We start from the raw sequence: 12461 nt of genomic DNA on the forward strand, positions 1-12461 counted from the left end.
GACCCGTCCCACCCGGGGTGCACGTCCTGGAGCACCTCGAGGTCGCTGTCGACGGTCAGCTCGGTGACCAGTGCGAGGTGCGAGGGCAGGAGGTCGAGGTCGTCGTAGTACTCGCGTGCCCGGTCGTCCTGCCCGTCGACGCCGAGGTCCTCGTCGTTCTCATCCTCGGCATCGCCGTCGTACGGCTCGAGCACGCCGAGGTCGTAGCAGAGCACGTCGAGCACGAGCAGCTTCGCGGCGAAGTCGGCGAACTCGACGGGTTCTTCGGTGGTGTTCGTCTCGGCGTCCATGGACCGGAGCGTAGCGATCAGCTCCCGAGCACGTGCCCGATCGGCGTGGGTCGCGCAGGACACGGGCGTGTTGCGGTCACCGGAGAGAACCCTGTGAGACTGGACAGAATGGTGTCCCCCGGAAGATGGTGGGGCATGGCCACCACCACGAAGGACCGCCCCGCCGGCGAGCAGACCGAGCTCCGGCGGGTCATCGGTCCGAAACTCCTGCTGCTGTTCATCGTCGGCGACATCCTCGGCACGGGTGTCTACGCGCTCACCGGTCAGGTCGCGGCGGAGGTGGGCGGAGCGGCGTGGCTCCCCTTCCTCATCGCGTTCGCGGTGGCGCTCCTGACGGCGTTCTCGTACCTCGAGCTCGTCACGAAGTACCCGCAGACCGCCGGCGCCGCCCTCTACGTCCACAAGGCGTTCGGCATCCACTTCCTCACGTTCATCGTCACCTTCATCGTGATGTGCTCCGGGATCACCTCGGCGTCGACGGCGTCCCGGGCGTTCGCGGCGAACCTCGGCGCCGGGTTCGGCCTCGAGCTGCCGAACGCGGTCGTGATGCTCATCGGCATGGGCTTCATGCTGCTGGTGATGGCCGTGAACTTCCGCGGGGTCAGCGAGAGCGTGAAGACGAACGTCGTGCTGACGCTCGTGGAGCTGTCCGGTCTCGTCATGGTCATCCTGATCGGGTTCTGGGCGATCGCCGGCGGCAACGCAGACTTCTCGCGCGTCGTGATGTTCGACACCCCGGAGGACAAGACGCTGCTCCTCTCGATCTCCACCGCGACGTCGCTCGCCTTCTTCGCGATGGTCGGCTTCGAGGACTCGGTGAACATGGCCGAGGAGACGAAGGACCCGTCACGGATCTTCCCCAAGGTGATGCTCACGGGCCTGGGCATCACCGCCGTCATCTACGTGCTCGTGTCGATCTGCGCCGTCGCCGTCGTGCCGATCGGTGAGCTCGCCGGCAACGAGACCCCCCTCGTGACCGTCGTGCAGACCGCCGCGCCGGGCTTCCCGATCGCGGCACTGCTGCCGTTCATCTCGATGTTCGCGGTCGCCAACACCGCGCTGATCAACATGATGATGGCCTCGCGCCTGCTCTACGGCATGAGCAAGCAGGGTGTCCTCCCCGGGTTCCTCTCCCGCGTCTCCCCCGCCCGACGCACGCCGTCGACCGCGATCGTCTTCACGACGCTCATCTCGCTCGCCCTCATCGGCTGGGTGTCGCTCAACCCGGACTCCCCGATCGTCGTGGTGCTCGGTGGGACGACGTCACTGCTGCTCCTCTCGGTGTTCGCGGTCGTCAACCTGTCGGTGCTCGTGCTCCGGCGTGACCGGGTCGACCACCGGCACTTCCGGGCGGGCGTGGTCATCCCCGTGATCGGTGTGGTGACGTGCGTCTGGCTCGTCCTGCCGTGGTCGTCCGGTCGTGATCCGCAGCAGTACGAGATCGCCGGCGGCCTGCTCGCGCTCGGCATCGTGCTCTGGCTCGTGACGTGGTTCACGCACGGGCGCAAGCAGGCCGAGAAGGCGCCGACCGGACTCGTGACCGAGCCCACGGCCGTGCAGCGCGACCGGGACGCGTCCGACAACCGAGACGCGTGATGGACAGCGTCGATCTGATCTTCGCGATCTCCATCGGGATGGTCGTGGTGTCCGCCGGCGCTGCCGCGGGCTGGTTCCGGCGACGCCGCGACGAGTGACCTGACGCGGGACGGACGACACCCGATCGGGCGGGAGCGGTTCTCCAGGAGGTGCACGTACCCTCGTCATGCTCCGAACCGCCCCGCCCGAGAGGACCCCGCCATGCGCCGCGCTGGCATCACGATCGCGTCGGTGTTCGGCGCGGGCGTCGTCGCTGCGGTCATCGGCGTCGTGGTGCTCGTCGTCGTCGCGGTGAACTCGTTGTCCGGCGCCGCCCGCTCCGCCGAGGTGGCCGCACCCACCTGTCCCGCGGCAGCCACCAAGACCGTCGGTGGCATCGCCGTTCCGGCCGGTCCGATCGCGGGCTTCTGCCAGGACCGCCTGGTGAACGCCGCGGCGGTGATCCAGGCGGCGAAGGCGCTCGGCATCGGGCCGCACACCCAAGCCGTCGGGGTGATGACCGCGATCGGCGAGTCGAGCCTCGTGAACCTCGACCACGGAGACGCCGCCGGACCGGACAGCCGCGGGCTCTTCCAGCAGCGTGACAACGGCGCGTGGGGCACCTACGAGCAGCGGATGGACCCGTACACGGCCGCGTCGATGTTCTACGCGAAGCTCGTGAAGGTCCCCGGCTGGAAGACGATGACCCCGACCCAGATGGCCCACGCCGTGCAGATCAACTCGGACCCGGACCACTACGCGAAGTTCTGGCCGGAGGCGAAGGCGGTCGTCGAGGGCCTGACCGGCGAGACCGTCCCCGACACCGCACCGCAGACCTGACACCGCACCGCACTTGACCCGGCGCCGCAGGGCTGACGCGGCCCCGCGGAGCCGAGGTCCTCACCGCCACGCTGCTCGTCACGCTGCCGCCTCGTCGAGCTCGAGCATCTCCACACCCCGGTCGTGCACGATGACCTGCCCGCGGAGCCGCACGTGCCGCTCCCCGAACGAGCACGCGACCGCGTCCACCCACTCCCAGTCGACGGCGTGCGCCTGGTCGTTGCCGGGCCGCTCCCACACGACCACGACGTCGTCCGCGCCGACCTGGTCGGTGACGTCGGCGATGAGCGCCGCGAAGTCGTCCACGTGCTCGTCCGGCTGGTAGGGCAGTTCGGAGACGGGCAGGAGCAACGGGATGGGCACGCCGCGCTCGGCGAGGAAGACGACCCAGCACTGCCGGGTCAGCGGGCGACCGATGAGCGTGCGGACGAGGTCGAGGACGTCGCCGTCGGTCCGGACGGGTTCATCGGTGAGGCGGTCGATCATGTCGGTGTCTGGCATGCCCCCAGCGTCCCGCCAGAGCGCGCGTCAGCCAGGCACGGAACGGGCATCTGTGGAGAAGCCGACCGCCAGGCGAGCCCGTGCAGGAACCGATCAGATCCCGCGCGTGACCGCTGCGTCCACCAGCAGCCGGCAGGCGAAGAACACCACGACGATCGCCGTGATGCCCACGACCGGGACCGGCCACGCCACCCGACGGCGGGCCATCCGGAACACCGCCCACACGATCGCGACCAGCGCGACGAGGCCGACGAGCACGGGACCGACGTACACCACCGCGCCCCCGAGCGCCGCGTTGCAGCTGTTCCCCGGGGCGTTGCACGACCCGAACGCCAGGGAGAGGAAGACGACCGCCCACCCCGCGACGACGGCCTCGAGTGCCAGGCCGACCAACAACACGACCGAGGCGACCACGTCTGCGACACGACGGCCACCTGTCAGGGGGTGCCGTGCCTCCCGGCCGGTGGGAGCGACCGACGAGCCGGCCCCGTCCGCCGACGAGCCGGCCCCGTCCACCGACGAGCCGGCCCCGTCCACCGACGAGCCCGGGTCGGGGCTGCGCGCTGCCGAGGCCATGGTGGTCACGACGCGGTCCGCGACACCGACGCAGGCCGCTGCCCGCGGGTCGACCAGAGCGCGGCGGCGATCAGCAGGGGCTGTCCGAACAGGCGGCCGATGCGCTTGGCGTCGGTGTCGAGGCCGAACGCCGACCGACGGTTCAACCACTGCGCGACGTTGCCGGGGAACACGGCCACGAAGAACCACGCGGCGACGGTGCCGACGCGACGACGGGCCGATCGGGGCGCGAGCAGGAACGCCGAGCCGAGGCCGATCTCCGCCACGCCGGAGCCGAGCACCACGGCGTCCGTGTCGAGCGGGAGCGACTCGGGCACCTGGGCGCGGAAGTCCTCCCGGGCGAACGTCAGGTGCGAGACGCCGGCGAACACGAGGAAGAGTCCCAGCAGGACCCGGAGGAAGGAGCGCATGCCTCCATCGTGCTCGTCGGGCAGCCCGGACGCTCGGCGACCGGCGGGAGTCGGACACATCCGGCGAGCGCGAGGACGGCGGGCGGGTCGCTCCCGGCGTCGGTACGGTCGGGTGCATGGCTGCTGTCGCCCGGGACCACGAGCCGCCCGGAGTCCTCGCGACCGTGGCCGTCGTCCTCGCGCCGGTGTCGTTCTACCTCGGCCTGTTCCTGCCGGCGGAGGGCACGGGCAAGCACCTCGTGCTCGGCACCGTCTTCGGGGTCGTCGGCGTCCTGTGCGCGTGGCGGGCGATCCGCATCGCCGGGCGGCGGCGGGCGGTCCGGGTGTGGTCCTGGCTCGGGGGCGTCGTGTGCCTGCTCGGACTCGTGATGCTCTACTGGCAGGTCCTCGTGCTCGTCACCGGCGGCGCGTTCCCGCCGCCGTTCTGGTCGCCGTACGCGAACCGCTGACGGGGCAGGGCGCGCAAGGCGAGGCCGCGGCGGCGGGAGCGCGGGCGAAACCTGGGCGCCGCGCGCACTGTCGCTTCCGCGAGAGCGACAGAACGCCGCCGTGCGACAGCCAAGATCTGTCGCTTTCCCGGGGTGGTCGGCGCGCTCTCCTCGAGATCTGTCGCTTGGGCGTGGCGCCCCGCGCCCGACGCGCCCACCCACCGGCCGGGAGGCACGGGTCGGGTCCGCACCGCGCCTCCAGGCCGTCCCGTGGTCACCACGCGGGCACGCGGCCGCCTGAGCCTGCAGCTCACGCTGACGCGCGATACGCGCGCCCGCGTCCGGTCACCAGCCGAAGGTGCCGGCTCCGCCCTTGAACGGGCCGACGACCTCCGAGGTGATCCAGCCGCCGTAGAAGTCCCCTTCCTGCGCCTGGACGACCTCGCCACCGACCTCGCACGAGTCCATCGCCGAGGGGTAGATCGCGACCCGGTCCCGGAGCTGCTCGTAGCCCGGCTCCGGGGTCGGGTAGTTCCACGCCGCCCGAGGGGCCACGACGCCGCCACCCCGGACGTCGAAGTACCGCGCACGCCCCTTGAACTCGCACATGCTCGATCCGTCGGCCGGCGCGAGCGTCCCGTCCGCGAGGTCGGCGACGGGCAGGTAGTACACCGGCGGGTGCGAGGTCTCGAGGACCCGCACGGCGTCGGTCGTGTCCGCGATCACTTCCCCGCCGAGCCGCACGACGACACGTTTCGAGACGGCCTCGACAGCGGGTGGGCGCGGGTAGTCCCACACCGACTCCTGGCCCGGCCCCGGTTCGATCCGCTCTGGTCTGCGCATGTGCCCGTTCTACCGCCGTCGGTCCGGAGTCCGCCGAGAGACGACGGACCGGAGTCCGCCGGGCGGTGGCGGGCCTCCGTCGATGGGTGCAGAGTGGGCGGATGACATCGACGTCACCACGCGCGACCCTGTTCCGCCGCAAGCCCATCGACACGATCGAGGACGAAGCCGGCGGCGAGGGTGGCCTCAAGCGGCACCTCGGTCTCTGGCAGCTCACCGCGATCGGCATCGGCGGGATCATCGGCGCGGGCATCTTCACCCTCGCCGGCACCGTCGCGCACGGGGTCGCCGGCCCCGCGGTGCTCATCTCGTTCCTCGTCGCCGGTGTCGCGAGTGCCGCGGCAGCGCTGTCGTACGCCGAGTTCGCCGGGATGATCCCGAAGGCCGGCAGCGCCTACACGTACGGGTACGCGGTGCTCGGCGAGATCGTCGGGTGGTTCATCGGCTGGGACCTGCTGCTCGAGTACACAGCGATCGTGGCCGTCGTCGCGATCGGGATCTCGGGGTACGTCGGGTTCCTCGTCGGCCAGTTCGGCGTCGACCTGCCCGCCTGGATGCTCGGGGCGCCCGGCACCGGGGACGGGCACGTGATCGACGTGTTCGCGATCGTCCTGTGCCTGCTGACGGCGTTCGTCCTGACCCGGGGCATCCGGAGCGCCGCGCGGTTCGAGCTCGTCGCGGTCGGCATCAAGGTCGGGCTCGTCGTGCTCATCGTCGTGCTCGGCGTGTTCCACATCAACAGCGCGAACTACCAGCCGTACTTCCCGTTCGGGTTCGGCGGGGTGATGACCGGTGCCGCGACGGTGTTCTTCGCCGTGTTCGGCTACGACGCCATGTCCACCGCCGCCGAGGAGTCGGTCGACGCCCGGAAGCACATGCCGAAGGCGATCCTGTTGTCGCTCGGCATCGCGATGGTGCTCTACGTCCTCGCGACGCTGGTGCTCACCGGCATGCAGAAGTACACGGACATCGACCCCGCCTCCGGGTTCTCGTCGGCGTTCGCGTCGGTCGGGCTCGGCGGGGTGGCGAACGTCATCGCGATCGGCGCCATCGTGGGCATCATCACGGTCCTGCTGACCTTCATGCTCGGGGCGTCCCGCGTGTGGTTCTCGATGAGCCGCGACGGCCTCATGCCGAAGTGGTTCGCGCACACCGACCCGAAGCGCCACGTGCCCACCCGCGTCACGTGGATCATCGGCATCGCAGCGGCGGTCCTCGCGGGCCTGCTGCCGATCAGCATCGTCGCGGAGCTCACGAACATCGGCATCCTGCTCGCGTTCGTCGTGGTCTGCTCAGCCGTGATCGTGCTCCGCTACCGGCAGCCCGACCTGCCGCGGACCTTCAGGCTGCCCTTCATGCCGGTGATCCCGGCGATCGGCGTCATCGCGTCGCTGTGGCTCGTCACGTTCCTGCAGTGGGAGACGTGGGTGCGCTTCGCGGTCTGGTTCGCGATCGGACTCGGGGTGTACCTGGGGTACTCGCGGAAGCACAGCAAGCTGGCCACGTCGGAGCGCAGCGGGTCGTAGCCACGCGCGGGTGGCGCGCGCGGGTCAGCCCTCGCTCCGGTGCTTCCCCTGCGCCGCCGCCGGGTCGGCCATCGGGTGCGACCGGAACCACCGCAGCAACTCCCGCGACCGGCTCCGGTCCGCGCTCCGGTCCCCCTCGGGGAGGAAGTCGCTGAACCCCTCGGGCGGCTCGGTGCCCTGGTCGCCGCGGTCGTACGCCATCGACCACTCCGGGAACCGCCGGGTGTGGATCGACTCCTCCGCGAGCAGCACCACGCTGTCGTGCCGGTCGTCGTCGAGGATCCGACGGTAGGTCGCCATCACCGCGTCGTACGGCCCCTCGAGCAACTGCATGAACCGGCCGCCGCGCGCGACGAGGAGCCCGGTGAGGCCATCCGCGGTGTTCCGGGAGCGCGCGTGCTCGAGCACGGCGTCGAGTTCGGCGTCGTCGAACGGTGTCGTGGCCGAACTCATGTACACGAGGGACTGCAGCATGCCGTCGATCCTGCCCGAGCGCGGTCCGGAGCGCTCGCCCCAGAACGGGACGTCGGTGGGTGCTGGCACGATTGACGGGTGCCAGCCGCCCCGATGATCGACGCCGTCGACGTCATCCGCTTCGTCGGACCGCAGGCGTTCGGGCGCGCCCGCGACGTCGTCCGCGCGGGCCTGGTCGAGGACGCCACCTGGCACGACGACGACGGCACGGTCACCGCGACGGTCTCCGGCTCCGCCGACGACCCGTACGACGTCCGCATCGAGACCACCCCGGCCCGCGGCGAGTTCATCCGACCGGTCCGCAGTTCGTGCTCCTGCCCGCTCGGTGGCGACTGCAAGCACGTCGCGGCGGCGCTCCTGACCGTCAACGCCCGCTCCCTCGCGGCGGCCGCCGGTCCGAAGGCGCTGGCCCCGGCTCCGCCGGCCCCGGACTGGAGGCACGAAGTCGCCCGCCTCGCCGGTGACACCGAGCAGGCGGTCGCGCCGCAGGGCACCCCCATGGGGATGCAGTTCGAGTTGCGAGACGCGGTCTCCGCGCGCTTCGCCGCGCGTGCGCGCGCAGCCGGCCGGTCGCTGCCGGCGGCCTCGCGGACGGTGCGGCTCGGCGTGCGTCCGGTCACCCGGAGCGACGCGGGCAACTGGGTCCGCGGACAGCTGACGTGGAGCACGCTGCCGTACTCGCAGAACCGGCTCGGGCTGGCGCCGGAGCAGCACGCGTGGTTCCTCCAGCTCGCCGCGCTCCACCGTGCCGGGGCGCTCGCGGGGCTGCCCGGCGAGAGCGACTGGATCCACCTCGACGACTTCGAGAGCCCACTGCTCTGGCCGCTCCTCCGGCAGGCCGAGGGGCTCGGCATCGCGTTCGTCACGGGCAAGCAGGCGAGCGGCGTGACCCTCGGGTCCGAGGCCCGGGTGCTGCTCGACACCGCGCGCTCGGAGGGTGGGCTGGTGATCGGCGCGAGCGCGGTGATCGACGGGCGTCCGGTCGTCGCCGGGGCTGCACGCACGATCGGCGACCACGGCGTCTACGCCTTCCGCGAGAGCCCGGCGTTCCAGGTCTCGCTCGCCCCCACCCCCGAGCCCGTACCCGAGGACCAACGGCGCATGCTCGTCGAGGGCGCCCGCATCACCGTGCCCGAGGCCGAGGTCGACGAGTTCCTCGCCGACTGGTCACCGCGGCTCCGTGGAGCACGCGGCCTCGTCAGCTCCGACGGCTCGGTGGAGCTCCCGGAACGCGGCGCCCCCGAACTCGTGCTCACGGCGACGTTCGAGCCGGCCCGGGCACCGCGGACGGACGACCGCGTGCACCTGCAGTGGCGCTGGCACGTCGACGGCCGGAAGGACCCCGTCGCCCTGCACGGACCCCTGCCCGACCTCACGGAGGTCCGTGCCGCCGACGACGCCCCGGTCGGGCCCGGCGGTGGGCTCGACTGGTTCGCCGACGGGGTCGTGGACGGAGCCGACGTCGCGGTCTTCGCGAACGAGCTGCTGCCCCAGCTGACCGCGCACGGCATCCGCACGGTGGTGCAGGGCGAACGGCTCGACTACGAGCGGCTGAGCGGTCGGCCGAACATCCGCGTCACGACGATGCCGTCCGAGAAGCACGACTGGTTCGACCTCGGCATCATCGTGAGCGTGAACGGCAAGGAGATCCCGTTCACGCCGCTGCTCCGAGCGCTCGCGGGGCGTGCTCGGCGGCTCAAGCTCATCGACAACTCATACCTGTCCCTCGCCGACCCGGCGTTCGACCGGCTCAAGGAGCTCATCGACGAGGCGCGCGACCTCGGCGAGTGGGAGCCCGATCAGGCGATGACGGTCACCCCGCTGCAGGCCGGGCTGTGGTCGGAGTTCGACCAGCTCGCCGACGAGACCTCCCACGACGAACGGTGGCAGGCGATCGCCGCGGGGCTGCTCGGTGCGACCCCGCCCGCCGACACTCCCGTGCCGGACACGGTGCACGCCGAACTCCGTCCCTACCAGCACGCCGGGTACGCGTGGCTGGCCTTCCTCCGTTCGCACGGCGTCGGCGGGGTGCTGGCCGACGACATGGGCCTCGGCAAGACGCTCCAGGTCCTCGCGATGATCGCCGCTGCCCGGGCGGAGACACCGACCGGCGCGCCGTTCCTCGTCGTCGCGCCGACCTCGGTCGTCGGGAACTGGGCGTCCGAGGCCGCCCGGTTCGTGCCCTCGTTGCGTGTGTCGACCGTGACGTCGACGTCGCTGAAGGACCCGACGCTCGTCGCCCGCACGGCTGCGGAGTCCGACGTCGTCGTGACCTCGTACGCGCTGCTCCGGCTCGACGCCACCGCGTGGTCGGAGCAGTCGTGGGCCGCGCTCGTCCTCGACGAAGCCCAGTTCGTGAAGAACCCGCAGTCCCAGATCCACCGCGTCGTGACGGACCTCCGCGCGCCGGTGAAGTTCGCGATCACGGGCACGCCGCTCGAGAACGGCCTGACCGACCTCTGGGCGCTCTTCCACGTCGTGGCGCCCGGACTGCTGTCGTCGTGGACGCGCTTCGGCGACGACTACGTGAAGCCCCTCGGCTCGCCGGACCTCCGCGGCGACGCCAGACGACAGCTCACCGAGCGTCTCCGACGGCGCATCCGGCCGCTCATGCTCCGGCGGACGAAAGAGAGCGTCGCCGCCGACCTCCCGCCGAAGCAGGAGCAGGTCGTCCGGGTGACGCTCGACCCGGCGCACCGGGAACTCTACGAACGGACGCTCAACCGGGAGCGCCTCAAGGTCCTCGACCTCATCGACGACCTCCCTCGCAACCGCATGATCGTGTTCCGGTCCCTGACGCTCCTCCGGATGCTCGCGCTCTCCCCCGCCCTCGTGCCCACCGCGGCGCCCTCGGGCGACCTCGACGCGCCGGCCGAGGTCTCGGACATCCCGTCCGCGAAGCTCGACCTGCTGCTCGACGAGCTCGACCAACTCGCCGCTGAGGGCCGACGAGCGCTCGTGTTCAGCCAGTTCACCTCGTTCCTCCAGATCGTCGCCGACGCGCTCGACGCCCGCGGGCTCGGGTACGAGTACCTCGACGGGTCGACTCGCCGCCGACCCGAGGTCATCGACCGCTTCCGCAACGGCACCGCACCCGCGTTCCTCATCTCGCTCAAGGCCGGGGGCTTCGGGCTCACCCTGACCGAGGCGGACACCGTGTTCGTCCTCGACCCGTGGTGGAACCCCGCCGCCGAGAACCAGGCCGTCGACCGCACACACCGCATCGGGCAGACCCGGTCGGTGAACGTCAACCGCCTCATCGCCGAGGACACCATCGAGGAGAAGGTGCTCGCCCTCGCCGCCAAGAAGGCCGAGCTGTTCGCCACGATGATCGACGACGACGCACTCTTCGCCGATGACCTCACCCCCGACGACATCCGCTCGCTGCTCGCCTGACCGAGTACGTGGCAGGTCGGAGCCGGGTCGTGCGTCGGTTCAGTGGACGTCGAGGGCGGCGATCCACTGCTCAGCGGTGACGACGTCCGCCTGTCGCGGGAACACCTTCTCGGTCAGGACCCGGTGCACCTCGGGGTCGCCGTCCGTGCAGGCGTCCGCGAGGACCGTCAGCCCGAAGTCGAGGTCGGCCGCCTGCCGCAGGGTCGAGAGCACGACGCCGCTCGTGGCGATGCCCGCGAGGACGAGGTCGGTCGCGCCGAGGCCGCGCAGCAGCACCTCGAGGTCCGAGCCCGTGAACGCACTGACCCGCCGCTTCACGACGACGAGGTCGTCATCGGTCAGGCGGAACGCCCCGTGGACGTCGGTGGCCTCCGGTAGCTGATCGCCCATCCTCGCTCGGGCCGCCCCGAACATCCGGTTCCGGTCGGCGATCTCCGGTGCGCCGGGTCGGAACGCGACGCGGACGAAGACGACCGGGATGCCCGATGCGCGGGCGGCGTCGACCGCGGCGACCGCGGCGTGCAGGGCGCTGTCGGTGCCGAGGCGGTCGACGATGCCGTTCTGGTAGTCCATGACGAGGAGTGCGGAGCTCACGTCCGGAGGCTACCGATGTCTGCCGTGTCCGGCAGGATCGTGAGTCTGCTCGACCGCGCCAACCAGGAGTCCCTTCCCCCATGACGACCCGCCGACGCCGCCGCACCGGTACCGCCTCCGTCCTGCTCGTCCTCGCGCTCGCCCTCGCTGGCTACGCGCTGCACGCCGCCGGACTCCTGCCGACCGACGAGTCCTCAGCGGCGACCGACACGGGCTCGATCGCGACGGGCGGGTCCCCCGACGACCGGGGTGACCAGCCGAGCACCGGGACCGACGTGGCGGAGCCGAGTCGGGCCTCCCGGCCGGGGGTGGACGCGGCCTCGTCGCTCCGTACCCTCGCGACCCTGCCGGTGAAGGGCAAGGCACCCGCGACGAGCTACGACCGCACCGCAGACTTCGGCACGGCGTGGCTCGACGTCGACCGGAACGGGTGCGACACGCGCGACGACGTCCTCGCACGGGACCTGACGCACGTCGTTCGGCAGGGGCCGTGCCGGGTGCTGACCGGGACGCTCGTGTCGCCGTACACGGGTGGGACGATCGCGTTCGTGCGCGGGCAGACGACCTCGACCGAGGTGCAGGTCGACCACGTCGTGGCGCTCGAGAACGCCTGGCGGACCGGTGCGCAGCAGCTGTCACAGACCGCACGCGAGGCACTGGCGAACGACCCGTTGAACCTGTTCGCCGTGGACCAGCACTCGAACGCGCAGAAGCGCTCCGGGGACGCGGCGACGTGGCTGCCCGCGGCGAAGGGCTTCCGCTGTACCTACGTCGGGCACCAGGTCACGGTCAAGGCGAAGTACCACCTGTGGGTGACGCCGGCTGAGCGGGACGCGATGGTGCGGGTGCTCGACCGCTGCTGAGACGGAGCAGCTCGTTCGTCCACTGGCAGTTCCGGTGCGCTGGCGCCGCGGTTCCTCCACCGGAACTGCCACCGGCGAGATCGGGTAGCACTCCCCCGAACGACGCGTCATCGATCCTCACTCCGCACGATCGAGGCGGCACCCG

At 71.4% G+C, this 12461-nt stretch carries 13 protein-coding genes; 6 read left to right on the top strand and 7 right to left on the bottom strand.

The features are described 5' to 3' along the window. A partial coding sequence (locus tag ACSW7Y_RS01465) for a DUF6892 domain-containing protein (protein ID WP_438124577.1) occupies positions 1 to 290 on the bottom strand: 290 nt, incomplete at its 3' end. A gap of 135 nt (positions 291 to 425) precedes the next feature. Between ACSW7Y_RS01465 and ACSW7Y_RS01470 the strand changes: the two genes are divergently transcribed. Both ACSW7Y_RS01470 and ACSW7Y_RS01475 read left to right on the top strand, forming a co-directional pair. Further along, on the top strand, positions 426 to 1886 hold the full coding sequence (locus tag ACSW7Y_RS01470; RefSeq protein ID WP_438124578.1) for an APC family permease: 1461 nt from the start codon (positions 426 to 428) through the stop codon (positions 1884 to 1886). A 201-nt stretch (positions 1887 to 2087) separates the two neighbouring features. After that, positions 2088 to 2705, top strand: coding sequence for a hypothetical protein (locus ACSW7Y_RS01475; protein ID WP_438124579.1), 618 nt, complete (start codon positions 2088 to 2090; stop codon positions 2703 to 2705). Positions 2706 to 2783: 78 nt separating this feature from the next. Here ACSW7Y_RS01475 and ACSW7Y_RS01480 read toward each other — a convergent pair whose 3' ends face one another. The 3 genes from ACSW7Y_RS01480 to ACSW7Y_RS01490 all read right to left on the bottom strand — a co-directional run bounded on the left by ACSW7Y_RS01480 (position 2784) and on the right by ACSW7Y_RS01490 (position 4192). Then, complete coding sequence (locus ACSW7Y_RS01480) at positions 2784 to 3206, bottom strand: hypothetical protein (RefSeq protein ID WP_438124580.1); 423 nt, start codon at positions 3204 to 3206, stop codon at positions 2784 to 2786. Between the two features lie 93 nt (positions 3207 to 3299). Continuing rightward, on the bottom strand, positions 3300 to 3791 hold the full coding sequence (locus ACSW7Y_RS01485; RefSeq protein ID WP_438124581.1) for a hypothetical protein: 492 nt from the start codon (positions 3789 to 3791) through the stop codon (positions 3300 to 3302). Further along, complete coding sequence (locus ACSW7Y_RS01490; protein ID WP_438124582.1) at positions 3788 to 4192, bottom strand: DoxX family protein; 405 nt, start codon at positions 4190 to 4192, stop codon at positions 3788 to 3790. The genes ACSW7Y_RS01485 and ACSW7Y_RS01490 overlap by 4 nt, the downstream gene beginning before the upstream one ends. Before the next feature lie 116 nt (positions 4193 to 4308). On the opposite strand from ACSW7Y_RS01490, the gene ACSW7Y_RS01495 reads away from it, so the two are divergent. Next, the gene (locus ACSW7Y_RS01495; RefSeq protein WP_438124583.1) at positions 4309 to 4641 is read left to right on the top strand and encodes a hypothetical protein; all 333 of its coding nucleotides are present in this window, start codon (positions 4309 to 4311) and stop codon (positions 4639 to 4641) included. A 324-nt stretch (positions 4642 to 4965) separates the two neighbouring features. On the opposite strand, the gene ACSW7Y_RS01500 is transcribed toward ACSW7Y_RS01495, so the two are convergent. Next, positions 4966 to 5463: a DUF427 domain-containing protein gene (locus tag ACSW7Y_RS01500; RefSeq protein WP_438124584.1), complete on the bottom strand. Its 498-nt coding sequence runs from the start codon at positions 5461 to 5463 to the stop codon at positions 4966 to 4968. Between the two features lie 101 nt (positions 5464 to 5564). On the opposite strand from ACSW7Y_RS01500, the gene ACSW7Y_RS01505 reads away from it, so the two are divergent. After that, entirely contained in the window at positions 5565 to 6989 is a 1425-nt protein-coding gene (locus tag ACSW7Y_RS01505; RefSeq protein ID WP_438124585.1) for an amino acid permease, read from the top strand. A 24-nt stretch (positions 6990 to 7013) separates the two neighbouring features. On the opposite strand, the gene ACSW7Y_RS01510 is transcribed toward ACSW7Y_RS01505, so the two are convergent. Continuing rightward, a complete protein-coding gene (locus ACSW7Y_RS01510; protein WP_438124586.1) occupies positions 7014 to 7532 on the bottom strand; it encodes a BLUF domain-containing protein in 519 nt (172 codons plus the stop codon). Positions 7533 to 7541: 9 nt separating this feature from the next. Here ACSW7Y_RS01510 and ACSW7Y_RS01515 point away from each other — a divergent pair, with 9 nt between their 5' ends. After that, positions 7542 to 10859 carry an SNF2-related protein gene (locus tag ACSW7Y_RS01515; RefSeq protein WP_438124587.1) on the top strand — a complete coding sequence of 1106 codons (3318 nt, stop codon included), beginning with the start codon at positions 7542 to 7544 and terminating at the stop codon, positions 10857 to 10859. A 39-nt stretch (positions 10860 to 10898) separates the two neighbouring features. On the opposite strand, the gene ACSW7Y_RS01520 is transcribed toward ACSW7Y_RS01515, so the two are convergent. After that, complete coding sequence (locus ACSW7Y_RS01520) at positions 10899 to 11453, bottom strand: cysteine hydrolase family protein (protein WP_438124588.1); 555 nt, start codon at positions 11451 to 11453, stop codon at positions 10899 to 10901. Between the two features lie 80 nt (positions 11454 to 11533). Here ACSW7Y_RS01520 and ACSW7Y_RS01525 point away from each other — a divergent pair, with 80 nt between their 5' ends. Further along, the gene (locus tag ACSW7Y_RS01525) at positions 11534 to 12316 is read left to right on the top strand and encodes an HNH endonuclease family protein (protein WP_438124589.1); all 783 of its coding nucleotides are present in this window, start codon (positions 11534 to 11536) and stop codon (positions 12314 to 12316) included. The last annotated feature ends 145 nt before the right edge of the window (positions 12317 to 12461 follow it).

It is taken from the genome of Curtobacterium flaccumfaciens (assembly GCF_051548005.1).
Lineage (GTDB): Bacteria > Actinomycetota > Actinomycetes > Actinomycetales > Microbacteriaceae > Curtobacterium.

Coding starts and splice junctions, on each gene's coding strand:
- ACSW7Y_RS01470 (WP_438124578.1), top strand. CDS start 426: ATGGCCACCACCACGAAGGACCGCCCCGCCGGCGAGCAGACCGAGCTC.
- ACSW7Y_RS01475 (WP_438124579.1), top strand. CDS start 2,088: ATGCGCCGCGCTGGCATCACGATCGCGTCGGTGTTCGGCGCGGGCGTC.
- ACSW7Y_RS01480 (WP_438124580.1), bottom strand. CDS start 3,206: ATGCCAGACACCGACATGATCGACCGCCTCACCGATGAACCCGTCCGG.
- ACSW7Y_RS01490 (WP_438124582.1), bottom strand. CDS start 4,192: ATGCGCTCCTTCCTCCGGGTCCTGCTGGGACTCTTCCTCGTGTTCGCC.
- ACSW7Y_RS01495 (WP_438124583.1), top strand. CDS start 4,309: ATGGCTGCTGTCGCCCGGGACCACGAGCCGCCCGGAGTCCTCGCGACC.
- ACSW7Y_RS01500 (WP_438124584.1), bottom strand. CDS start 5,463: ATGCGCAGACCAGAGCGGATCGAACCGGGGCCGGGCCAGGAGTCGGTG.
- ACSW7Y_RS01505 (WP_438124585.1), top strand. CDS start 5,565: ATGACATCGACGTCACCACGCGCGACCCTGTTCCGCCGCAAGCCCATC.
- ACSW7Y_RS01525 (WP_438124589.1), top strand. CDS start 11,534: ATGACGACCCGCCGACGCCGCCGCACCGGTACCGCCTCCGTCCTGCTC.